The sequence below is a fragment of the Bacteroidota bacterium genome (assembly GCA_041658205.1).
GTDB lineage: Bacteria > Bacteroidota > Ignavibacteria > UBA10030 > UBA8401 > UBA8401.
Genome location: JBBAAO010000001.1, coordinates 2,781,899 through 2,808,840 on the forward strand (window position 1 = coordinate 2,781,899; position 26,942 = coordinate 2,808,840).

14 protein-coding genes are annotated in these 26,942 nt (G+C 41.1%); all 14 read right to left on the minus strand.

What is annotated here, in order from left to right; translation table 11 throughout:
- Positions 1-15: 15 nt before the first annotated feature.
- Positions 16-1,383, minus strand: a complete 1,368-nt coding sequence (locus WDA22_11455) for a carboxypeptidase-like regulatory domain-containing protein (GenBank protein MFA5834080.1) — start codon at positions 1,381-1,383, stop codon at positions 16-18.
- A 72-nt stretch (positions 1,384-1,455) separates the two neighbouring features.
- On the minus strand, positions 1,456-2,739 hold the full coding sequence (gene fucP / locus WDA22_11460) for an L-fucose:H+ symporter permease (GenBank protein MFA5834081.1): 1,284 nt from the start codon (positions 2,737-2,739) through the stop codon (positions 1,456-1,458).
- A gap of 50 nt (positions 2,740-2,789) precedes the next feature.
- Positions 2,790-3,860: a glycoside hydrolase family 16 protein gene (locus WDA22_11465; GenBank protein ID MFA5834082.1), complete on the minus strand. Its 1,071-nt coding sequence runs from the start codon at positions 3,858-3,860 to the stop codon at positions 2,790-2,792.
- Between the two features lie 5 nt (positions 3,861-3,865).
- Positions 3,866-5,692 carry a glycoside hydrolase family 3 N-terminal domain-containing protein gene (locus WDA22_11470; protein ID MFA5834083.1) on the minus strand — a complete coding sequence of 609 codons (1,827 nt, stop codon included), beginning with the start codon at positions 5,690-5,692 and terminating at the stop codon, positions 3,866-3,868.
- A 176-nt stretch (positions 5,693-5,868) separates the two neighbouring features.
- Positions 5,869-8,187 (minus strand): glycoside hydrolase family 2 TIM barrel-domain containing protein, encoded by a 2,319-nt coding sequence (locus tag WDA22_11475; GenBank protein MFA5834084.1) that lies wholly within the window; start codon positions 8,185-8,187, stop codon positions 5,869-5,871.
- Between the two features lie 65 nt (positions 8,188-8,252).
- Entirely contained in the window at positions 8,253-9,287 is a 1,035-nt protein-coding gene (locus tag WDA22_11480; protein MFA5834085.1) for a PorV/PorQ family protein, read from the minus strand.
- 20 nt (positions 9,288-9,307) lie between these two features.
- Positions 9,308-12,514 (minus strand): hypothetical protein, encoded by a 3,207-nt coding sequence (locus tag WDA22_11485; GenBank protein ID MFA5834086.1) that lies wholly within the window; start codon positions 12,512-12,514, stop codon positions 9,308-9,310.
- A gap of 38 nt (positions 12,515-12,552) precedes the next feature.
- Positions 12,553-15,249, minus strand: coding sequence for a TonB-dependent receptor (locus WDA22_11490; GenBank protein ID MFA5834087.1), 2,697 nt, complete (start codon positions 15,247-15,249; stop codon positions 12,553-12,555).
- Positions 15,250-15,437: 188 nt separating this feature from the next.
- On the minus strand, positions 15,438-17,918 hold the full coding sequence (locus tag WDA22_11495) for a sugar-binding protein (protein ID MFA5834088.1): 2,481 nt from the start codon (positions 17,916-17,918) through the stop codon (positions 15,438-15,440).
- A gap of 84 nt (positions 17,919-18,002) precedes the next feature.
- Positions 18,003-19,352: a hypothetical protein gene (locus tag WDA22_11500; protein ID MFA5834089.1), complete on the minus strand. Its 1,350-nt coding sequence runs from the start codon at positions 19,350-19,352 to the stop codon at positions 18,003-18,005.
- Between the two features lie 348 nt (positions 19,353-19,700).
- On the minus strand, positions 19,701-22,097 hold the full coding sequence (locus tag WDA22_11505) for a T9SS type A sorting domain-containing protein (GenBank protein MFA5834090.1): 2,397 nt from the start codon (positions 22,095-22,097) through the stop codon (positions 19,701-19,703).
- A gap of 500 nt (positions 22,098-22,597) precedes the next feature.
- A complete protein-coding gene (locus WDA22_11510; protein ID MFA5834091.1) occupies positions 22,598-24,055 on the minus strand; it encodes a sigma-54 dependent transcriptional regulator in 1,458 nt (485 codons plus the stop codon).
- Positions 24,052-25,551, minus strand: coding sequence for an ATP-binding protein (locus tag WDA22_11515; GenBank protein ID MFA5834092.1), 1,500 nt, complete (start codon positions 25,549-25,551; stop codon positions 24,052-24,054). Before WDA22_11515 ends, WDA22_11510 begins: the two co-directional genes overlap by 4 nt.
- Positions 25,548-26,855 carry an extracellular solute-binding protein gene (locus WDA22_11520; protein MFA5834093.1) on the minus strand — a complete coding sequence of 436 codons (1,308 nt, stop codon included), beginning with the start codon at positions 26,853-26,855 and terminating at the stop codon, positions 25,548-25,550. The genes WDA22_11515 and WDA22_11520 overlap by 4 nt, the downstream gene beginning before the upstream one ends.
- Positions 26,856-26,942 lie beyond the last annotated feature (87 nt).

Consider the following 26,942-nt stretch of genomic DNA (forward strand, 5'->3'; position numbering starts at 1 on the left):
TGTTTTTTGTCGTCGTTATTTCCAGTTTCGTGAAAACATTTCAAATGCCATTCGTGGGCGCCATTCGTCCATTCCATCATTATCCGTATCCGGTGTGACAGCTACAATTCCCCACCATTCTTCATTAGAGTAACCGTCGGGATGCGCACTTGTTTGATAACCACCGTAATCATGACTGTTCACGTCTCCTGTTGCCTTCCACCACTCGTCAGTAAATTCAAATACTGTTGCACCAACGCAAACATCTTTCGCTGTCCTGATCTGCACCCAATTCACACTGTCAACATATGCCTGAATTGATTCATATTCAATTTTATTTGCATTATTTAACGCATCAATTCCAAATTCAGTAATCACAATCGGTTTTGTTGTTCTGGTGCGATAAGTGGAGAAAAAATTTATAAAATTCATTTCGTATGCATTACTGGCCCAAAGATCGATGTAGGTAATGGAAGAGTCGTTCGCTTTCATTCCACTCTCTCCAATATTATACAGATGTCCATTGCTGATGCAGACGGGATGATATTTTTCTCCCTCCACTTTATAGGCTGCTATCGCCAATTCCTGCGTAAGAGAGTACCAATATGGACTGTTCCCGTTATTGGGGGTGGAAGAATAATTTTGTTCGTTTCCAATATTCCACATCAGTACGCCGGGAAAATCTTTGAGATCTAACACCATGGCTGCAAAATTATCAATCACCGTTTGTCGCACGTCGACAAGGGATAAATCAAGATCAAGATTGACCCAAAAGCTGACAATCACCCTTATATTATTGAGAGCGGCCTGTCGAAGAAAATATTTATCAACACCGGAATACGTTCTTACAGTATTGGCATTTAATCCCTTCAGCCAAAAATTAGACCGATCATAAATCTCTTTAGTGATTGGTTTACCACCGATTGGCATTGGGGAAAATGCGGCTCCCTTAATAATGAATTCAGTATAAACACCGTCACCGTCAAAATCTGTTTCTACTGTTTTATTTTTTATTCGAACAGGACCTGTACTTGTCGGTTTAGCGGTGGGAATGATATACGTTTTCTTTTGCAATACAGCGCTGATTGTGGAAACTCCATTAATCGGATTAGGAACCGCACCATCATACACCTCAAAACCGATTTTTTCGATCTTCACCCGGTGCTTCCCCGCCGGAAATCCTGTAAGATGAAAAAGCCCATTCGCATCTGTAAACACTCCTTCGAATGTTCCTGCCGTTGATAAAGATATTTTTGCATTGAACACAGCCAGACCGTTTCCATCTTTAACTGTGCCTGAAATTACTGTTGGACTGGTATATGAGTCGTCGGCCGTAGTTTCGCATGCCGGGGAGAGGAGAGAAAAGATGAAAATGAACGCGGTATGAGTAAAGAAAGATTTCATAACAACTGGAGCAATAATTCCAACACAACGAGAGACTGCAATTCGCCTCTCGTTGTTAAAACACTGCATCGGTCAGTTGTGGCGCGAACCGATAAAGCCATAAAATACGATATACAGATAACACACCGCAGGAAGAATGAATGCAGTTTGAATACCGTATGTATCTGCCAACGCACCCTGCGCTAACGGAATGATTGCACCGCCCACAATGGCCATGATTAATACACTTGAGCCTTGACTTGTTAATTTGCCAAGTCCGTCAATTCCCAGAGTAAAGATAGTCGGGAACATGATTGAATTGAATAATCCAACACTGAGGATCGTCCACATTGCAGCAGTTCCGGTGGTGAACACTGTAGTGAAAACAAGCCCGCACGAAATTAACGCGAACGTACCGAGTAATTTTCCAGCGTTTACTTTTTGCAATAACGCCGAACCAATAAATCTACCTACCATTGCGCCGCCCCAATAATATGAGACAAAACCTGCAGCGGCAGCTTCTTTTAATCCCGCAATATCCGGCTGTCCAATAAAGTTCACCAAAAAACTGCCGATGGAAACTTCTGCTCCCACATATACAAAAATTCCGACCGCACCAAGAACAAGATGCCGATGTTTGAGTGCGTCCGTTAGTTTTCCCGCTTTCGCATGGTGGTCTTCCACCGATGCAATAACTGGAAGTTTAAATTTCGCCATTGCAAACGCGAGTACAAATAGCGCGATACCAAGTCCCACATACGGAGTTTGTACCGACGATGCTTCCGTTAATTTATAAGCCTGCAATTGATCCGGGGGAAGAGCGCGCATTGCATCAACGCTTAACATTGTAGTTGTTAAAATAAATAACCCGCCAAAGTAGGGTGCGATTGTTGTTCCTAAAGAATTAAAAGCCTGTGTTAGATTTAATCTACTGGACGCAGTTTCTGATCGTCCAAGCACTGCCACATATGGATTTGCCGCAACTTGAAGCAGCGTAATCCCCGAAGCAAGAACAAACAGTGCTGTTAAAAAAAGTGGATAGGACGGAACACTTGCAGCGGGATAAAAAAGAAATGTTCCAACACCAGCGGTAAGGAGACCGATCACAATTCCCTTTTGATAACCAAACATATTGATGATCTTTCCCGAAGGAATCGACATAATAAAATACGCCGTAAAAAATGTGAACTGAATGAACATCACTTGTGTGTAAGAGAGATCAAATACCGCTTTTAAGTGAGGAACAAGAATGTCATTCAAACAAGTGAGGAATCCCCACATAAAAAAAAGCATGGTCACAACTGTGAGCGGAACATTGTAATTTCCACCCTGCGATGGATCTATGTGTGTTTCGGTTGGAACGGTTACTGATGCCATATCATTCCTATCTTAAGGTTATTGATTTGTACCATTCATCGTGAATTTGATTATTGATTTCTTTTATAAACTCTCACCCAGTCAATATAGACCGAGCATGGAAATTTCGCATCCGCTACAATCGCACCGCCGTACGTCTTAGTATCGCTTCCTCCCACACCTCCGCTGAGGATGATAAAGAATGAATGCTCAAATGGATGCCATTCAGTGAAGTGATTGGAATATTCAGAAAGCAGCGTTCTCGATCCGTTTATTGTTTTGATACCATCTTCATCTTGACCGTCTCCCATGCCGCTGTCAAAACTGTCGCCGTCATTAAAATAATGTATGTGGTATACATGTCCATCGACGGCAAATTCCATTCTGTCGCTGAACCACTCTATTCCATAAACGTGAAATGAGTTACTTCCAGCGGTTGAATCATTTGCTTGTGGGGGATATCCTGTGTAAGTGGGAGATGAGAACGGAACTGTTTTTGAAGCATATTTGTAATATGCTCCTTTGTGTCCATGATTCCATTCTGCCCATTCATTATTCAGCCACGACCATGCATAATGAACGCTTCCAAGATTATCATATGGAAATGAGCCGACATACTCCATGATATCTATTTCGCCCCCCTGCGGCCACATGATTGATGATTGATTGGTAGGTTTTTCGGCCGGCATCATCCAAAAAGCAAATCCCTCCCCCTTATACAATACATCTTTTGCCCACACCCGCGCTTCTATTCTATGTCCAGGACCCCACGAACCTTTGCCACTGGTAGTTACTCTTCCACTGGTAAATTCTCTATCGATGTAATGCTCTTTCCTGGTAGTGATCGCTAAACAACTGCCTTCAGCATTATTTAGTCCAGTAACGATCACGATATTTTCTTTTCGATCAGTTGCTCGATCTAATTGTCCGGTGCCAAAATCTCCATTGACACCCGTTCCCGTTTCATAATTCCATTTTGTTAAATCGAGTGTTGTCCCATCAAATTCATCATTCCACACAAGTGTGTAGTTTTCATAATTTCTCGGTGGATTCTTTTTCTCTTCCGGATCTTCAAGAAGGTTTTTACACCCTGTTGAAACGATCGTGAATACCGAACAAAATATAATACTACACCATTTCACAATTATTATTTCATCGCTTTTTCAGTCGAATATGTTAAACCAAATCCGAACGGAAATAACGGATTATATTCTGTATCCCCGACATTGATGGGAATTTGGCTCATCGATTTCGGCCATGAATGAGGAAGCTTACCCGTCGGCTCATAATCACCGAACAATACATCAGCAACACCTTGACCTTCCGTTCCGGGAAGCCATGCTGCAATGAATGCTGTGCTGGCATCCAATGTGCTGTTCACAATCAATGGACGGCCGGAAAGCAAAATAACAACGACAGGAATTCCTTTTGATCGCAATTTTTCCACAAGCGCCGCATCATCGTTGGATAAAGTGAGATCGGCTTTGTCACCCAAAAACTCTGCATATGGTTCTTCACCGACAACAACAATCGCCACATCACCGCTGTCTGCACCGCTGCCGTCAGCCGAATATTTTACGTTCGTTGCTTTGGAAACCGTATTGGTAATAGCTTGATAAATTGTAGTTCCGCCAGAAATGGTTTTTCCCATTTTCCCTTGCCAATTAATTGTCCAGCCGCCGCATTGCATACCAATATCATCGGCACCTTTTCCTGCAACAAGAATACTCTTCGCATTTTTGGATAACGGCAAAAGATTTTTTTCGTTCTTCAATAGAACGAGCGATTGACGGACAGCGTTGCGGCCAATTTCCCGGTGTGCCGGTGAACCAATCTCCGTAAGCAATACCTTATCCGAATATTTTTGCTCAAACAAGCCCATCACAATCTTCGCTTTCAGAATCCTCGATACTGCATCATCGATCCGTTTCATGCTGATAGCTTTTTCATTCACCAATTCTTTCATCGTGCTGACAAACGCATCATAACTGTTGAACGATCCTCGAGGTGTGGTAATCATTGCCATATCCACTCCGGCATTGACAGCCTGTTCTACTGCATACTTATACTTTTGTGAAAGCTGATCGATACCATTCCAATCACCGACTACGAATCCCTGAAACTTCAATTCACCCTTTAGAACATCGGTCAGTAAATACTTATTGCCATGCATCTTGTTCCCGTTCCAACTGTTGTAAGATGCCATGACAGAAAGCGCACCAGCATTAATCGCATCAATATACGCCGGAAGAAAAAGTTTCCTCATCGTCGCTTCATCTGCCACCGTATTTCCTTGATCAATTCCATTCATTGTGCCGCCATCACCCATATAATGCTTTACGCATGCAAGCACAGAGTTTTTATCTGAAAGATTTGTTCCCTGCAATCCTTTCACGTGTGAGGTGCCCAGCATTCGGACCAACTCGGGATCTTCTCCAAAACTTTCATACGTTCTTCCCCACCGTTCATTGCGAACAACGGCAACACATGGTGAAAACGCCCAATGAATCCCCGTCCCTTTCATCTCTTTTGCTGTGATCATGGCAACTTGTTCAACAAGTTGCGGATTATGCGTTGCACCTAACGCAATATTGTGCGGGAAGATTACCGCACCATCAACATTATTGTGGCCGTGAACAGCATCAATACCAAAAATCATTGGAATCTTCAATCGTGTCTTTTCCGATAGTCGTTGCAGAGAATCATAACACTCAGCCCACCCTTTTGCTGAAAGATCAACAATTTCTGAATTACCACCCCAGAGGACTGAACCAAGAGAAAATTTAATAAGATCGCCGGGGGTATTTTTCACTGCCTCATAATCGATCTGAGTCATTTGCCCGATCTTTTCCTCTAATGTCATTTTTTTAAGAAGTGTTTGAACTTGCGAATCGACCGACATCACTTTTTTCTGCTGTGCTGTCGTAACCGAAAAAAGAATGATGATTGCCGAGAATAATGAAAGTAGCTTCATGAGAGTGTCCTTCGGTAGACGTTGGAGATGTTTATTGAAAAAATTTCTAACAAGCAGCATTGACCCTTTGTTCAAACAAAGGATCGGAATGTTTCAAGATCAATTCCTTTCCACAGAGTCTGCCGTCGATAATTATATCAACCATTACTTATGGAAAAGAAATTTCCCTTATACAGTTATTTAACGACCGCCATTTTTTTGGTAGCAACAAAACCACCGGCCTGCAATCGATAGAAATATACTCCTGTTGATATTGATGAAGCATCGAACGGAACGGTATATACTCCGGGCTCTTTCTGTTCATTAACAAGCGTAGCGATTTCTTTTCCGAGCACGTCATACACTTTCAATGTAACATGATTACCCGCCGGCAATTGGAAACTGATCAGTGTAGACGGATTGAACGGATTGGGATAATTTTGTCCCAGCATAAATTCTTCCGGGATGACAGAATTTCGGGATTCTTCGACTTCCGTAATATTTTCGCTCTTGTCAACGTACAATCCGTATTTTGCTTTTGCAGTAGCAAACACAGGTTTCTCTTCCTGTCGATTCATGCGAACTAAACCCATGCTCTGGAAACCGCCAGCTTGTTGATGTGTATACCAATCAAAGATACACCACCATGTTACTCCTGCAAGATATCCAAATGGGTTTGGGCTTCCGGTGGTGAAGATAGGAAGCCGTTGACTAAACGCCATGAATGTAGAATCAAAGACTTCAACCTGTTTTGCATATTGCGACATACTCTCGCCGGACCAATATCCATACTCCGTTGCAATAATTGGTTTTTTGGGGAAATATTCACTGGCGTCGGCAATAAAATTTCTGGTGCCGCGATATTTTCCAAGTCCATATGGATTGTAAAAAATTCCAAAGTACATTGTCCAACCGGCAACGTCACAGTATCCCTGAGATTCATCGTATGGTCCCGGCCGATCGGCTGCGGCAGATTGAGTAATTAGTCTCCCGTCTGGATATTGTGATTCCATTTCACTCTTTAACATTTGCAGGAACGTGATACGGCCAGCAACATCTTTACATTCATTGCTGGTACTCCACAATGCAATGGAAGGTCGATTTCGGTCACGATAGACCATTTCGCGAAACATTTGTACGTGAATCTTTCGGACGACGTTTTGTATTGCCCAGGGGAGTCCTTCATCGAACCACCAGACAGGTATTTCTTCCATCACTAACAGTCCAAGACGGTCAGCTGCCAGATACGTATATGGATGGTTCGGATAATGTCCGCTCCGTAAATAATTTGCATTAACACTCTTTACAATTTTGAGATCGGAAAAAATAACGCTTGGTGGAAGACTTCTTCCATACAACGGATGATCTTCATGACGTGCAACGCCATGGAGAAAAACTACTTTTTCGTTTAACAATATTCTGTCTTCAAGCGTTTTGATCGTACGAACACCGAATTGCGTGTAAAATTCATCTTTTACAACTCCACCTTGTGAAACAGTTACTTTAAGAATATAGAGATTCGGTTTCTTTGGCGACCATAGCTCAGGATTTGAGATCGTCACATCTGCCTGCCACACTCCAATGGAATCGGCAGGTATTGCAATGGACTTTTGCGACACACCCTGTAGGGCAGCTTCCGCGCCGGCAAGATTTGCAGAAATTTCACTCATCATTGAGACGGTGTCAGTTTTTGCTTTATAGACGTTCAGAGTAACATCAACATTTTCATTCGTCAATTTTTTATTGTTGACCACAACGGTAGCTTGCACAAGCCCACTGATATTTTTTGTAATGACATCGGCGCGCGTTACAGAAATCTTATCACTGCATTCAAGATAGACTTCGTGAAGAATCCCTGTGTAATTGAACCAGTCGCATGGATAGAACGGTACGATATCTTTTCGCGTACCCCATGGAATATTATCAATCCGAACCACCAGCACATTTGCACTATCATATCGAAGTGCGGAAGAGACGTTAAACGAAAACGGGGTAAATCCCCCTTCATGCCATCCTAAATATTTTCCATTCAGCCATACATCGGCAATATAATTTGCGGCTAAAAAATTTAATTTTGTGAATTTTTGTTGCAATGAATCCGGCGTTGTAAATTTCGTGCGGTACCATACACCATTTTCATAATACTCAGGGACTTTCTCGTTCGCCTTTAATATATTTTCCACTCCGGGAATTGCCAATTGCTGCCAGAGCGCATCGTCGTAATGCGGCGATTGCCGACCTGCTGCTTCCGTTAATAATTGGGTGTACCCCGCTGAATCGCGAACTAACAATGAAAGATCATGATTGGCAGTAAAGCGAAGTTTTTTCCATGACCCAGATAACGAAATAGTCGTTCGGCGTTGTTTTTCAAACGAGGGAACAGGCATACCATTTTGATAGGGAACGGTAATATCCGAAACTGAAGAGAGTTGAAACGTTGATTGAATCGTTGCTGTTTGTGCTACGACGATGGAAGCACTGATGATGAATAACAAACCCTGGTAAACACATTTCATAAACATTATCCCTTGTATTGGTGGTTCGCTCGAATTTACCACGATTGTGTACTTCCTACCATTTCTTAAAAAATAATTCCAACAGTAAATTTTTGTACGTTTTGCAGAATGCCGAAATCTTGGTACCCATAATCAAATGCGATTTGTACACTGCCGACTAACGCCTGTTTAACGCCAAGTCCCAATGTCAACCCGGTCTCCGAATCAACAAGAAACATTGACTTGTAACCGCCGCGGAGAGAGAGAAAATCGTTAAAGACATATTCTCCGCCAAGGTCAATACTTTCATAATTGTCGTTCGGATGTGATGCATCGGCTGCAAGCGTAAGTGAATTCATTTCATCAGCGAATACTTTGTATGCAATTCCTACTTTAAAATTCAACGGCAGCGCCCATTCTTCCGATGCAAGATTGGCAGGAATTTTTCCATTATTACCCGTGGTTGTTTCGTCAATATCATGTGTTACGGAAGAGGATGTCCCTTCCATTTTCATTTTCGAGCCAAAATTGGAAATCGACATTCCCAATACGATTCCGTCAAATGGAGTAATATACTTCACACCGATATCGATCGCGATGGCACTTGCGCTCATTTTCCATATTTTTTGATAGACAAACTTTGGATTAAATCCGATGGAAAATTTATCTGTCAGCTTAATGGCATATCCAACACTGAACGCGATATCAGAAACATAAAATGTTTCTCCGTTTCCTTCCGGTTTATCGGTGGTTGTCACTCGCATCTCGTCAATATTCGAAGCGGTAAATGAAAGACCGACTGTTCCGACATCGCCAAGAGAGAATGTGGTTGCAAGATAATTGTACTGAATGTCCGCAAACCATTGTGTATGATCGGCAAACACCGATCCACCTTGGATATCGGCAATCCCTGCCGGATTCCAATAGAGCGAGCTCGGATCGTCGGCCATCGCCACAAATGCACCTCCCATGGAAAGAGCTCGCGCTCCTTGCCCGATGGAAAGAAACGGCGCAGCGGTCGTTCCTTTTTTCGATACATTCGATTTAAAAGTTTGAGCAACTGAGAGTGATGCACACAACATCACCACGAGAACGATGGAGAGAAATTTTTCAGTTTTCATAATCATTGATGGTTACTTTCTTATTTGATCACAGCAAATTTGCCGATATGTTCGCCAACATTAGGAGCCTTTACGTGATAGATGTACAGACCATATGCCACTTCCATTCCATCATCAGAGATAAGATCCCACGATACGGATCCGTTGGTTCCAGAAGCTTGTTTTTCAAGTGTCTTCACCAGAGCTCCGGCAACAGTAAAGATCTTAATTGTACATTCCGACGGTAGATTGATAAAATCTATCTTTCTGTCACCGCGTCCGCTTTGATATAATGTACGACGCTCCCATTTTGCCGCAACGACATATGGATTAGGAACGACAGAAATTTTATTCAACTGATTTTTTGCGGAAGCGTTATCCAATCGAGAAGCGTGGGAGGTAAATTCGAAATAATCTCCGCCGACAAATGGTCTTGTTGTTTTCAGAACAAACTTATCCCCTTCTGCAGGAGCGACCGGTGGATTCCACCATTGAACAAATTTGTACGAGAACGTATAGCAAATCTTAAAGTCGGTATCGCTTTTATAACCATCGATAATTCGTATGGAATCGCCGGTGCTGAATTTTGCGTTCGCGTCCATATCTTGAATCATAAATTTACATCTGTATCCAAACGTTGTATTGGTTATCGTAAAGTTTACCGAATCCTTAATAAATGGACCAGATGGATCATCGAATGCACCCGCATCTTGCTTCGAACCGACGGGGTAGAATCGAACTTCATAATCGGACGGCCATGCAAAATTGACGGCAGAGAATGATCGATCGAGATGCGCTTCCAAGGTTGCATTAGTCTTAAAGCCAGGCTGTAATCCTGTTGCCGTATCATTGATGACGACAGTAGCATCATTTTTAATGCTGATAGTAAATCCGTCAACTGGGGCGGAAGTACTGTTTATAGAAAGATTTTTTACCAGTGTATCAAATGTTGACGCCGATTGAGCTTTGCGTAACACTTTAAATGATTTCGTCGTGTAATTTGGGAATGAGCCGGTGGAATCAAATTGAACTCGATAGGTATTTCCTTCTTTCACAGAACCAGGATTCACAATACCGGTTGACAACGATCCGGTTCCAATACCGCCATGTTGCTGCGGTGTCGTAATTCCATTGAGTAAAGCCGGTATATATCCTGCGGCATTTGCGTTGGGAATGATCACAGCGCAATTTTGATCCACAAATTTTAGTGTGCCGTTAAAATCTTCTGAAACAATTTTGGTACATTCTGATGGCGTTAATCCGCCGGATGGTCCATTGAATGGATCTAATTTTACCGGAACTAAGCCCTGATCGTAGGATACCAGAGCATAATAGTATTTGGTTCCGTTCACTACCGTGGTATCGATATATGAATTGACAATACCGGTTTCATCTCCACGCCAGAAATGCGCACCATTAATTCCAACCGGATCTGGTCCTTTAATGGAGTCTATAATATCCCACTGCATAATCGGTTTCCAGAATTTTCCCTGTCCTTTGGAATCTGTTACCACTTTCAGATCCTGGAATTCCGGTTCCGAACTGCGGTATAATAGATAACCTTCAAAATCGAATTTTTTTAAGAATCGATCATACGATTTTTCAGCAGAGGCATCCCAATAGAGATAGACCTTTTTATTACCGGGAATGGCAGTCAATTCCGGTGTCAGCGGAGGTTGTGCAAAATTATAATTCGCATTATAGATTGCCTGCACTGTCACTTTATTAAAGATAAGATCTGGCAGATCATCACCGAACAGAATACCCACAGAAAAACGTTCGCGTTGTCCCTTTTTTAATGGAAATATTCCAGAGGAAAATACCATCGAAATATTAGAATTGGTAACGGCGGTATCAACAAATCCTCCGGTCATTACACCGTACATTATATTATCATTCTTCGGCCACACGCTTGTTGGACCTTTGTCCCCAAGAATATTGATGTATGCTGATTGAAGTCCAATCTGGTCAGATTCATCTTTATCGGTTCTATCAAAAGCAGGTTCACCGATCGTTGGTTTTCCATCTCCTTCCCCTTCATCGGGTCCGTTATATTGTTTATCATAAGGTCCCACACCATCTTTACCGAGATCATCATTTAACGGCTCGTCTATTTCCCATTTTCCATTTTTGTTAGCATCGGTAAAGCCAACCCAATCTTCGTCATTATCTATTCCATCATCACGGCGTTCATCCACTAAAGCAGGATTAAACGTTCCGCCGCTTTTCCATGTTGTTCCATCTGTTTTAATTGCATCAGCATCGTCGTCGACACTATTCGTTGCGTTACCCGGACTTTCTAAAAATGCCTGCCCGTAATATCCCGTTTTATAAATACCATCCCATCCTTTGCCCGATGGAGCCCATGCATAAGCAAGATCTAATTTGCGGTCAAACTTTGCGTCATTATTCACTGAACCGACACTCGGGTCAGTATAGAATCCAAAGACAGTAGAATCGTAGTCAAAGTCAGAAATATTCACAATATCATAGTGCCAGAAAATAATATCTTCCGCTAAAACGTGAGTCCATTGAAATCCACGAATTTCTGTGCGAAGACCTAATCCGCCTCGCGCAGAATCTGATTTGATGGGAAAAAACCCATTAACGATATCGTTAAACTCTTTATCCGGTGAGTCATCAATAACAAAATACGTTTCAAGCTGTGCGTTGCTGATTCCGCGTCCGAAATATCCGTACCAAAAACCATCCCATTTTCTAATGGAATCTTCCTGCGTTCCATAGACATCGTAAAAAATAGAGCGTGGCCATTGCGGAGGGAACGTCGATTTGTCAATATTGATTCCGGGTCTCGTGGCAGAAGGATTTACATAACCGGGAACCGGCTCCATTCCCCAAATATCTCCCGTCACCGGATCTTTGTCCATTTCTTCGCGGTAAGAAGATTCAATCGGAGTAATGGTTTTCGGTTTTCCAAACACATCAGTAATTTTCACTTTGCTTCCGATTAACAAACCAAGCCCGTCCAAACTTCTATGCCCTGAACCTTTTGGCCATTCTCCATGAGGAGCGGAAACCGCACCGTTGAACCAGTCAGAGACTTCACCGGAATTTTGATAAATCGTACGAACCAAATTTCCGTCTAAAATTCCTTTTTTGCGGTATTGAATATTCCCTTTGGGTTCATTACGGAACATTTGAACTTGCGGAGTTATTTGTGCCGCGGCAGTTACGACCACGAGCAGCGAGATGATTCCGATCTGAATTGATAACGATGTTTTTTTCATAGATGCATTCATGCGATAATCGTCGCGTATTAAGTGAATTAAAAGTCTAAGTTAACACCGACTCGAACATTGCGAGGCGTTGAGAACGATGTCGGATTATTCAGCCATTGTTGCATGGTATTTAATCCAATAATTGGTCCTGCTTCTTCAAGAAAAATGTTTCTATTCGCACGTCCGCTGGCAGCATCAACATTATATTCGTTTTTGATATCGAGAAGATTATAGACAAGCACGAAAATGTTCCCTCGAATATCAAAGAATGAGAATGATTTTTCAGCACGGAAATCCAATGAGTACGTTGATGGTTTGATACCCCCGTTTTCAAAACGAAGTCCGCCGCTCACGCGAATATTTTCCGTATAGGGAAAGCCGACACCGTAGCCAAAAATTAATCCTGTCATCCAGTCACCCTGATCGCCGACATTCAACGAAATATTCAACGTTGAACGCTGATCCCAATCCAACGGCACTACTTTCTTATTCGTCGCCAGCGGAGGATCGGATTGATTGTTGAAAAATACCGTTAACGGATCAGAAGCATTTCCTTCAGCAATCTGATAAGTATAATCCGCACGCAAGCTATAGAAATCGGCGTATCGTTTTTCCATGGAGAAAATAAATCCACGAACATTGCCATAGTCGCGGTTCACATATCGTGCGTACTTAAATCCTTCATGAGTCTGAACAATTTCTGTTCCGAGTAAATTTCGGATGTCGCGGTAATAGACTGTAAAATCAATACCAATATTTGTAAATAATTCCTGTTGTAAACCGAGTTCATACATTACTGTTCTCTGCGCATCGATATCCGGGTTACCAGTGATACTCTGCAATTGCGCCGTCGGTGCTATGATATAGTCAGAGTTTGAATAAAGATTGCCAAAGGAAGGAATCTGGAAAAAATGCCCGTACGAAAAGTGGATGATACCCTGATCGGTAATCGGGAAGGAAACACCAAGACGAGGACTAACTTGAATTTTTTCTTTGGCTGGCGTCATGGTACCGGCTACACCGTACACTGAGTCAAAAAGATGATTTCGCATCGGATTTTTAAGGTCAGCAAGGATGCTTGCATTTGGATCAAAATAGTCGAATCGAAGACCGGCATTGATAATCATGATTCCATATTCCATCTTATCTTGTATATACCCTGAAAATTCAATCGGTTGTTTACTGTAACTTTGATTTCCAATGGAACCAAGCTGTGCATATTTTGGCTTATAGATTGTATCCGTTGTGGTAGATTCATACACCAAGCTAGAACTGTGGTTATACAAATCGTGCAGCCGCGCTTCAACACCAATACCAACTTTATGTTCTTTCGTCAACTGTGATGCTATCGTCCATTGACCGATGATAGATTGACTTTTATTTTCATACCGTCCCCCCTGGTTCCCGCCGGAACGGAATGTATTGTCAGAAATTGCGGCACCTTGATACGGATTAACATATCGCGGGTCATAAGGATTTTCATAAAGATATCCTTTTCCAGTAAATTTATTTAATGAAAATTTTAGCGCTTGAAAAGTGCTGTTACTGACGACATGATTAATTTGAAAATTTTGCATCATGTTTTCGCTGAAATGATTCTGAAGCCCATCCGGAGCCCATTTGTAATTGTGGTCGTACCCTTTCCATTTAGCTGTTTCATAAAATCCGCTGTAACTTAATTTGATGGATTCAAATGAGTACGAAAATTTTCCGTTGAAGGAATATTTTTTATATGGATTCATCGATACATAAGCGCCGTCTCCTGTATTGTGATGGACATACGCTGTGACACGATTAATTGGATCGATAAGAACAGGTGTTGGGGAGGTGTCTGTAATTTTATATACTCTTTTGCCGTACAGATATCCTTCTTCATCCTGAAGTCGTCCCGTCATAAAAAAAGAAAGATTGTCCAACAAATAGGTTGGTCCGCTTAAACTGAATTGATAATTTTTTGTCCGCAATAAATTCAACTTATCAAGATTTTCAAATACATCCGCGTGGTTGGTCAAATAATCACCGAGATATGCTCCCAGCGAACCATGAACATCTGATGAACCATCCTGTGTCACAATATTCACAACACCGGACATCGCCTGACCATATTCTGCATTAAATGTTCCGCTGATCACTTCCATTTCACGGACAGAAGCATTTTCCGGAACAAATCCTGCATTACCACTCATCGGATTATTGACAGAAATACCGTCCACAAGGTAAGCAACCTCGCCTGTTCGACCGCCGCGAAAGTGTCCGCCAACCACACCGGCTTGCAGATTGATCACCTGGGAAAGATTTTCCACCGGCATCAACTTCATCTCATCCGCCGACACCGTTACCGATGTTGAAGTAAGATCTTTTTGTACCAGCTGACGTTCAGCAACAACTACAACCTCTTCCCCGACAATAACAGATTCTTCCAACGTGATATCGATGGTTGTGGTCAAATCAATCTTCACCACAACATTTTTAATGGTGGCGGTCTTATAACCGAGACTGGATACCGTTAAGGAATATGTTCCGGGAAGAACGTTACCGATAATATAATCTCCTTCGGGATCAGACGATGCACCCGACCTTGTTCCTTGAACGAGGACAGAAACACCGATCATCGGTTCCTTTGTTTTTTTATCGATGATTTTCCCAACGATCTTTCCGGTCTGTCCTGAAAACAGAACCATCGGAAGGAATGAAAGAAAAAGTATTCCCGTGAACAGAATTTTGGTTTTCTGAAAAATTTTCATAATAATTTCTTTTATGTTGGTGAACACCAATGTATTCTTATAGACTGACATGCGATAAAAACAGCATTAATGATGCTGCTTTTATTATATGATAAGTATCTTCCGAATGTATTGTCGTTCAGCAGAAAAACCGCGGTCACCGTTTTTTTAACCGGTGACCGCAGTAGTGTCAATTATACAGCAGTTTCTTATTTCAACAACAACATTTTCTTCACCGATGTGAAGGAACCTGATTCAAGTTTATACACATACATACCTGTTGCCAGTTTCGATGCATCGAGGTTGACGGTGTACGAACCTTCGTTTTGTTGTTCGTTGACAACATTCATCACTTCACGTCCAAGAACATCGTACACTTTCAACGTAACAAAACCGGCTTGCGGCAGACTGTAACGAATACTCGTTGTCGGGTTGAAAGGATTCGGGAAGTTCTGTGATAATTCATACGATTTTGCAAAAGCAGCATCCTGTCGAACACCCAATGACACATTACCTATCCATGTATATGTCCAGTTGGACATATTTTGCCACGAATTGTCATTGTTGTTAGCGGAGTATGCCAGAATACCATCGCGGCCTGTGCCACCGTCGCGATCATTAATAGAGAAGTCGAGCGCGATACGCATTCCTTTTTTCGGTACAAATACTACGTCTCCGGTAGAAATACTGGCGAATGTTGTAAAAGGAATTTTTGCTTCAACAATATAACCGGGAGTAAAGGTTTTTTTCTTCCACACATAGTTTGCACCCGGATACATGAGAATTTTTCCGGAATGATCGTCGTTCAAACGATTCTGTGAAAAACGCAGCATATAGTCAGGCGTTGCTCCACGTGAATATCCAGAATGGAATTGACCAATCCAGTCATATAATCCAATATTTAAATCCGGAGCATCCTGTTGATAGGTTGTACCAGCAGTGTCAACGGAAACAGTATCATCGATAACATCATATGCGATGTACAGATTATTCGCATCAACAGCCATATACACTTTTACATTAAGATCAAGACTATCCTTAATGTTTGTATTCGTCACAACGTGTGCCGCTGCATTTTTACCAAATGCATTCAAACGGATTGGTGCAATGGATGCCCATTCGCTGACCGATCCATCGGCAACAAAATTTGCAGGTGGCACATCGGAAATAACGGGAACACCTTGAGCTTTATTCGTTACAGCTGTCGCCGTAACTGCAACCGGTCCAAGATTTCCTGCTGCATCTTTTGCCCTGACGCCATAGTAATACGAAACAGTCTGGTCGGTTACCGGTGAACGCATTACGTGTGTAGCAGACTTATCACCATTAATATATATTTTCGGTATATCATTGATGGTAGAATCTACTTTTGTAAATTTCTTATCGCTGTAATACACATAATATTTTGCGTTTGGTTCATTCGGCACGTCTTCCCACAAAACAAGATTGCTAAATGTTCCGGGTAACGTCGATATCGATGTTGGCGCTGCAGGAGGAATAACATCAAATACGGGATTCCCCGTCCAGACGTCGGTGATATAGATAATCTTTCCAACTTTTCCGGAAGCTTCAGCCATAATACCAAACACTGTTACTTTGGAAGAATCAAATTTGCCTTTTTTTGTAGAATCTTCGCCGGGAGGATAAATGAAATCTTTTAAAGCAAATTTATAAGTGTGCCATGCGTTGTCGTTCGTCAGATTGACATTCACTCCGCGTTTGCCGCCAGTAGTACCATCTTCAAATTGAATGCGGATTTTTCCGGTACCGGTATCGGATTTCATTTTTAATTGCAGTGTATCAATTGCCCATGCACCAGCCATATTTGTTGGAGTAAGATTAACACCCCATCCAGTCCATCCGCCGCCCCATTCATCACCTTGTGTCCATTTTACTGCGTTGGTCTGTGCAGTGCCTGCGCCGGGACCGCCGCCGATTGCAATAGTTGCGGTAGATTGGCCCCATGCCCATGGGTCACCACTAACAACAGCATCGAACGCCATGCCATTAAATATTGTTACCGGTAATGCCTTGGAACCGAATTGTTCGAATTTGTCAAACTTAACTTCGATGGAATCATCTGCTTGCGATGTCGGTAGCAGTGTGAAATACCATGATCCGATTTTATCGGTATTAAATTTTTTGTCGTTTGTTGGAAAACCCCAGTTGCTCGGTGAAATAACAAAACCGGTGCTATCAGGCGCTGTTGATCCGTCTGAAATTCTTTCTTTCAACGGAATGCGGAGATTAACCCAGTCGTGCTTTGCATCGAGAATAGTATTGTGTTGATAAATCCATGTTTCTTTCACTCCACCCACATTATCAGTTACCTGAAGTCTGAATGAAAAAAACTCCGGAATTGTTGGAGCTTTTGTCACTTTAATCCAAACGCTCAGTGAATCAGAAGTTCCCCAATTAATGGTGTTTGTAGCATGTGACCAACCAACTTGTGAATACGTTCCATACGAATGGATATGTCCTGCCAGAATGCTTACCACCGCTAATGAGCTTTTCCCTTCAAATTTATCAACCGTATCAGCGATAAACGTAATAGTTGAAGGAGCTTCCAACGATGTCTGATATAACGTATCTGGTCGTGGTCTTTCAAAATTATCGATAGTTGTTATTTGACTGAAAGCAACAACGACCGAGCAAACTATGCCGAATAGTAGAAATTGTACCCTTCGCATAATATTTCCTCCTGTGAATTGATATTGAGATTGTGTGGATTGTGTGAATTACGATTGCATACTGTAAACTAATGTATTAAACCATTACAACATTGTGCTGCGTAAAATCTTTATTCTTGAAAATATTTTTTGAATAATTACCATTTCGCTTGTTTTGGCGGCAACCATTCCTGCAAACAATGACACAAATGCAATTTCGATCGCAAATGCATATGGACTTGTCGATTGTAATACCGACGGATGAATTTCAAATTGCTGACTGATGAACTCAATAACAGCATACGTTTCGCCTGTCAACATCCCAAAGATAAATCCGATCGCCGCCCCTTTCTTTACGATCATTGTCGATATCAGTGCTGCCGTAATTGGGGTAAAGAAAAATGCAATAAAATTGTTATACCAGATAAATGTTTTAAATCCTGAAATTTTTACGAACGAGATAAGAATAATCGATAGGAGAACAACAAATACTGTCGAGAGCCGACCTACAAGAATTTGCTCTTCTTCTCCAACTTCACTCTTTAATGACGGATACAACCGTAAGGCAACGATGGAACTGGCCATGTGAAACGTAATAGCAAAAATTCCCATCAGTCCGCCAAGAAAACCTATAGCAACAAAATAGTCTATAGGATTTAACAGATTCACCGTTACTGGTGAATCGAATTCTGTTCCCGTTGTAGTCAAAAAAAGAACCCCAACCAGCAATAGACAGACAACAACACCCAACATGAATAATTTTCTCGAAAAAATATTTTGTTTTGCTGCCGGAGCCATCCGAAGAAGTTCACCAACGCTTAATCCTGTCATCCAATACATCATCAAGACTATTCCAATTCCCACGATTACAAGATTTGTTTCCGTGAATCCTGAAACACGAAAAATATCACTCCCAGAGTGGAATGCAGTTCTAAACGAAAAAAATAATTGGTATTTCCACAACATTGCGTTGGCAATGACAAAAAAGAGACTGATGATTGACAAACTGCCGGTAATGATATTGGCATATAATACTGCTTTCAGTCCGCCAGCCATTACATAAATACCAGTCGCTACAATCATCACCACAAGCATTGAGTATTGAGAAGAACCAAAAAATTGGATGATAACAAAATCGGCAACCTGCACCAAAACTAGCAATTGCACCGAACACAAAAAAATTAATCCAATGCTGTTTAAAAACATCGAAGCAGTGCGTGAATTATAATCCGAAAGTTTTTCGGCAAAATATTTCATCTGTTTTCCAAACAGCATTGGCACCACTGCAGCAACGCTGATCAAAAATATTGTTCCCGCACTTAATGATTGGCCTGCAATGTTTGGAATCATAATCATCAACGCCTGAAACAATGCCAGCAAAAAAATGGAATAACTAATGGAGCCGCCCCCCGTGGATAATCCTGTTGAAAAATAATGATTCACATCTTTATCCATAGAACGGGAAAAAACCAATCCTATCAAAATAAGAAAGCCAAAAAAGCTGTAAAAAATTATATTCGATTCAGGATGCCCAGTCATTCAAGTAAAAAACGGCACAAAACGTGCCAAAGACAAAACACTCAATAGTGAACATTTTCACCGAATTCTAATGAATAATTACCCATAAATTATCAAAACGATAATAATTAGTTATTATTCCGATAACCAAATTATTCACTAATATCTTTAACAATACCAGATTAATTTTTACGATCATAAATAAAAAAAGGCAGGATTTACCCTGCCTTTTTTATTACTGAATAATATTGTCAGAACATTGAATATTCTGGTGGATCTTCCATTTTATTTCAAAATCACCATTTTTTTCAATGATGAGAATGTTCCAGCTTCTATTTTATAGAAGTAGACACCACTGGAGAGACCTGTTGCGTTGAAGATAGCTGTATGATGGCCAGCTTCCAATTCTTGATTTACCAACGTTGCAACTTGTTGTCCAAGAAGATTGAATACTTTTAAGCTAACCATACCGCTGTTTTCAATTGAATATTTAATGGTGGTGCTCGGGTTAAACGGATTCGGATAGTTCTGATTCAATTCATATTTTAATACAATTGATTCTTCCGAATTTATTCCCGTTAACGTGCTGTCATTATTAAACCATACTAACGGCAGCATTGTTGTTGGTCCAGTTAAGTTGTCCGCAACACGATCCGGACTGCTGGGCCAAACATCTCCGGCTGGCGTAACTTTTACGTATTTATAGATGATCTTCTTTGCAGAGGGAACATTAAATACTCCGGAGTAGATGCTATCTCCATCGGCGTCCGCTAGGACGTGCGTTTTTCCGCCCCATCCGTTAAAGTCACCACGTACGATAACTGAATCGGTTGCTTTCTTAAACTTATTCAATTTCAATTGTGAACGCATGTTCACACGGAATGTGATATTGTTATCAAAATAGACCGACGTGCTATCACCGTTAAACCATACCACCGCTAATGTCTTCGGCGTTGTTGAAATTGTGTCTGTACGATCTTTGTTTACGCCATCAGCTTTATCAATTTCCCAACGATCACCACCAGCCGTCGCGCCACGCATAATGTATTTGAATTGGCCAAGGCGTTTCGGTACTGCGCCAACATCAAATGTTCCTTCATAGATACTGTCACCATTAGCATCAGACAACTTCATGCTGTTTGTTTCCCACCAGTTGCCTGGGCCTGAATAAAAATTACCACGGAGGAATACACTGTCTTTTGCCGGACTGAAAACTTTCAGCTTGGCTTGAACCTTCATATTCACTCGGAATGTTACTTGTCCATGTGATGGATCGTAGTTATTAAAGAATACAACCGGTAATAATGTTGTCGGTCCCGTTAAGTTATCTGCAACTCGATCCGGGCTGCTCGGCCACATATCTCCGCCAACACCAATCTTCACGAATTTATAGATGATCTTCTTTGCAGAAGCAATGTTAAATGTTCCGGTGTAGATGCTATCACCATCTGCATCTGCTAGTACGTGCGTCTTTCCACCCCATCCGTTAAAATCGCCACGAACAACAACGGAGTCGGTCGTTTTAACAAATGTTCCTTTTTTCATCTGCTCACGCATCTGAACTTGGAATGTGATATTGTTATCAAAATAGACCGACGTGCTATCACCGTTAAACCATACCACTGCTAATGTCTTCGGTGTTGTTGAAATTGTGTCTGTACGATCTTTGTTTACACCGTCAGCTTTGTCAACTTCCCAACGATCACCTGCAGCTGTAGCACCGCGCATAATGTATTTGAATTGGCCAAGACGTTTCGGTACTGCGCCAACATCAAATGTTCCTTCATAGATACTGTCACCATTAGCATCAGACAATTTCATGCTGTTTGTTTCCCACCAGTTGCCTGGGCCCGAATAAAAATTACCACGGAGGAATACGCTGTCTTTTGCTGTATCAAAATTTTTCAATCTAGCTTGGACTTTCATATTCACTCGGAATGTTACTTGCCCGTGTGCTGGATCGTAGTTATTAAAGAATACAACCGGCAGAACTGTTGTTGGTCCTGTTACATTCTCTACGAGCCTATCCGAACTGCTTTCCCAATCTTCACCACCGGTTCTAATTCTTACAAATTTATATTTGAGGAATTTCCACGATGGGATACTAAACGTTGCCGTATAAAGGCTATCGCCATCAGCATCTGCTAACACATGTTGCTTTCCACCCCATCCGTTAAATTCACCGCGAACGACAACCGAATCGGTTGCTTTATTGAAACTGCCTTTCTTTATCTGTGCAGACATATTCACTTGGAATGTGACATTGTTGGCGAAAAAAACAGATGTACTATCTTGATCAAACCATCTTACTGGCATTAAGTACCCAGTAGTCGGAACGGAATCCGAACGATCACCTATGTATTCCCAGTGATCTCCGCCATACGATGCACCTCGTACAACATATTTAAATGCAGTAATTTTTTTCGGTACTACACCCACATCAAACGTACCAGTATAAATGCTATCACCATCAGCATCTGCTAACTTCATTTTGTTGGTTTCCCACCAGTTTCCAGTCCCTGTGTAAAAGTTTCCACGGATAAAAACGCTGTCTTTCGCCGGGTCAAACTTTTTCAGCTTGCTTTGTACCTTCATGTTTACTCGAAATGTAGCACTGTCCGCCGCAAAGGACGAAACACTGAACACAACAAGTAAAAATAAGGGGAGTATAAATTTTTTCATGTGAACCCTTTATTGTTTGTGAATGTGAGTAGTGGATTAAAAATTACAAGAATCTGTCGATCGATGTATAAAAAGTTGCTTTTTGTATTACTAGAACTTACGCCATTCGATATGCAAAAAAAGGGACGAAACTGTATGGTTTTTTTGCGCTATCTTAAATTTAGTGCACATTTTATGCCAAAAATTGCGATTTGAAAAACACACAATTTTTAAAAAAACACAGGGTGGTTACGCGAGGTATTATTAAAATGATAAGTCTTCTATTATGAATAAGATAAGTCCTGTGACCCATTTGAAAGGAAAACTACAATTGCGGGTGTAATCATTAGTTTTCATCATTTCTGTATAATATGAAAAGCAAACAGAATTTTGATAAAATTACACTTAATAATTGAATGATTTGATATTGGATAGTGATTTGTTGCTTTAAAAATTAAAGCTCTTCGTGTATAATCGGCTGTAGAATTTTCGTGTATGAATACGAGAATATGATGATAACACTATTTAATTCCCAATTCTTTGCACATTCGATGATAATTCGGAGGAGCAATACCAAGTTTTTTTGCCGCTTCTGCATCGGATGATGAATTGGAACGAATATACTCAACATATTTTTGTCGAACCAATCGTTCTACTTGCCGCAACGGAAGCTGTTCCTGCATTAATGAAAAATCGAGCGCTGATGAGGAAGTGATATTCTTACCGCTCGGAGAAATTCCTAAAGCAAACTGCATACTCTCTTTCGTGATAATCGGCTCGTTAATAAACAACAACCGCTGTATCACATTTTTTAATTCACGAACGTTTCCCTTCCATGGAGCGAATTGAAATTGCAGCATTGCTTCTTCTGTAATTTCCGGTTTACTCACTCCCATATCCGCACAAAATTCCGAGAAGAAATATTCAACCAATTCCGGAATATCTTCTGTTCGTTCACGCAACGGAGGAACATGAATCGGAACGACATTCAGCCGATAATACAAATCTTCTCGAAACCGTTTTGCTTCAACCTCTTTTTCGATGTTTTGATTGGATGCTGCAATTATGCGAACATCAACTTTAATGGAATCTGTTCGACCAATCTTTTCGATCTCACCTTCCTGAATCACTCGAAGCATTTTCACCTGAGCAGAAAGCGGAAGTTCCGAAACTTCGTCAAGAAAAACTGTTCCATGATTTGCTGTTTCAAATAAACCAGGTTTGGATGATACAGCACCGGTAAACGAACCTTTTTCGTATCCAAACAATTCGCTCTCCACAAGTTCAGACGGAATACTGCCGCAATTGATGGGAACGAAATTTTCAAATCGGCGTTTGCTGCGAAGATGGATATTATTGGCAACCAGTTCTTTTCCGGTCCCTGATGATCCGGTAATGAGAACATTCACATCGGACTCGGCACATTTTTGAATTTGGTTGCGAAGATTTTCTGTTACGGCAGAAACACCCACGATCCGTTTTTGGGAAAGACGTTCTTCAATGGAGTACAATAACTTTCGGTTCGTTTTATTACGTTCCGTTTCCAAGACTGTTTTATTGTATGCATTGATAATAGACAGAATAAAGTCGGTCGGTTGATAGATGTATTCTTCAATGTCTCCAGGATATTTTGTGCAGTACCAAAATGCGCCGGCGCGTATCAGGCTGTCAGCAAATTCAAAATCAGCTATATTTACCGTCATCTTGGTAATAACGATGATCTGGATGGACGGATCGATCTTCTTGATTTCCCGAATCAAGCTCTCTCCCATCAAACCGCCAGCAATCTGAAAATCCATAATCACAACATCATAGGATTCATTTTTCTGCATCAACATTTCCAGCGCAAATCTTCCGTTAGAGACCACTTTTTTGATGTGAATGCGTTTTGAAAATGGCTTGATCGTATTCTGTACTCGGCGGACATCAAATTCTTCATCTTCGATGAGGAGAATTTGTATTTGTTTTTCTATGCTCATAATTTGGTGTTCGGAATTGTAAAAGTGAAAATTGCTCCGTGTTCGGGTAAATTGTTTGCATCAAGCTCCCAACCACAGCGTTGTTGAGCAATTTCATACGCTATATAACATCCGTATCCGGAATGTTGTTTACCGCCGGTACGTTTCGTGGAAGTATGCTCCCGGAAAATTTTCTTTTGCCCCCGATCGTCCTTTGCCAACAGCCATTGCTCTATACCAGAACCGTTGTCCATAATCATTACTTTGGTTTGTTGTGTGTGGACATTAAATTCAGTTTTTATTGTGACCTCTATTTCATCTGCGCCGGCGTGTTCAACACAATTTTGAATAATCGGTTCAAACACTTCCCAAACGACAAATTCATTGATATTCACAAGGGGAACATTTTCATCTAATTTCAGAATAAATTTGTTCGTATCGGAACCAAGAGAAATTCTTGTAAACACATGCCGCACTAAAAAGGAAAGAACCTCATTAATGTTCGTCTTAAAAATTCCGCTTCGAATTGTCTGCACAGGCGGATCGTACCATTTCATATCGTAAATCACCCGGGCAATAAAATTTGCATATTTATTGATCCGCATTTTTATCGCATCAATATTATCCGGTGTTAATACACGCAAATCCTCCTTAATAAAGCCCATAATTTTCTCGGCTTTATGATGCGTATGATAGATCCGTTTCGTAAAGAGGAGCTCGTTCTCAATATTAATCTGTTCAGCAAGATGCCTTTTCTGTTCTTCAAAGAGTAATTCTTGCGCCTTGTTTCTCTCCTTCAAGGTATAGGAGGAAATATAGAACATGGCAATCAGTCCAAACAAAATCAGCGCCGAATAGGTGATGGATGTTTCATCGTACGCGGAAATCATTTCGTTTGTAATAATGGTAAAATCCGGTTTATTTCTCATGTACATCGCTCCGGCAAGTTCACCACGAGGAACAAATGGAACGAAAATATGAAATGTTTGTTCGTCCGCAACAACCGTCTGCACCTGTTCTTTTGCAATAAAATCTTTTTCGATTTTGCCATACAGTGCTATGGCTTCATGATGCGTTGTTGGTGTTTGACTATCAACTTTTTTATCCTGAAAGATGTACGAATATAAAACATGTCCGTCGTCGATTGCTATGATGGCCGAATCCGTTTTGACAAGAAGGCAAATTTCTTGAACATTTTGCTGCAGATACTGCTGGCTTAAGATGATATTGATATCCTGAATAAGCTTGCTGACTTCAAACGGTTTTAGATTCTCATTCTTTGAACGGGACTCCAAAAGCAATTCGATAGATGTTGCCGTTAAATTGGCCAAGCGTTCAGCCGAATCCTGTTGATACCATTCCTGCGTGCTAAAAAGAATCTTTTGAAGAGAGACTTTGTGAACAAAAGAAATGATGATCTGAAAAAAAATCAGAATGATGAATAATACCGTTAAATGTCGTATTTCAAAACGGTAGTGACCGATGCTTTCACGTAATTTGGAAATGTGATGTCTCATCTGATCAACAATGCCTTCGAATCAATCATAACTGATGCTTTCTCCAGCGCTTCATCCACGGTGATTTCTTTTTTGATCGCTCGATGTATATAGTACGAGATGATGTCGGAAATACGAGTATAATCTTCGATAAATGGACGGTGAAATCCGCGATCAACCAGACCTTTATAATATCCCAAATCCGGATAATTGCTCATATAGGATGAATCGATATATATTTTTTTATTCACGGGGATATATCCACCCATTTCGAACATCATTTTCTGCGATTCTTCGGTTTGGAGAAACCGTATGAATTCGATTGCGGCCTCCTTCTTGGTGGAAAATTTTGACACCATCAGATTCCATCCGCCGTAAACCGATGTCGGTTGTTGCCCCGGAAAATGAGGCAATGCTGCCCTTCCTATATGCACAAACTTCGATGTGTCGAAATATATTTTTCGAAAATTCTCCACAAAGTTTGGCCATCCGCGTACAAACACCGCATCGTGTTCAAGCATATACTCGTAACTTTTATTTTCATCAAACTCTGTCACATCTAAAGGACTGATATGTTGACGATGGACAAGATCGACAAGATATTGCAACGATCGTTTTGCAACATCGGAACGTAAATTAATTGTGTTTTTGCTGAAGAATGTCGGTTCTAAACTATTGATGATTTCAAAATAATTGCAAATCAGTCCTTCGTAATCGTACGCCTGGAATACATAGAATGGTTTGTTTTGATAATGCAAGGTGTTGCGAAGATCGATCAATTCATTCCAACTGATTGATCCTTGAATTTTTTTGCTGATCACATCAGCGTTCGGCAATCTTTCAATGATATCTTTGCGATAGTACATCACGCCAATATCTATATAGAGCGGCATGGCAACCAAGCGTCCATCATCCACGCACGATCGCATCGCCGGGGAAATAATATTTTGTTGAGCGGCGGTCGGAAAATATGGATTAAGATCTTCACACCATTTTGCAAAACGTGGTGTCCAGATATAATCCACGGAAAACACATCCAATCTATCGCTTTTACTTCGCAGCGAACGGGCAAGCAGTTCCTTCCTTTCATTTGTACTGAACTTGCTGAATGTAAGATTTACTGGAATAACTTCTATTTTACCAGCATGTTTCTTGTTAAAGAGATCAATCACCGCTTTATGAGCTGGGGATATATGATCTGCAAAATAGACTTTCGAAACATTGCTCTGTTCAAAAATGAAGCTCCGAGCACTAAAATCGGACGTGAACAGAAATACCACGAACAGGCCAAATAACAGGCCTACTGTCAGTAAAAAAACTTTCATTGTTGTGTTCGTCATAACAACAAAATAGAGTAAGAGTATTCTAAATGCAAGACTCAAAGCTGCTCTGTTAAAGCTTAGTAGAAATGT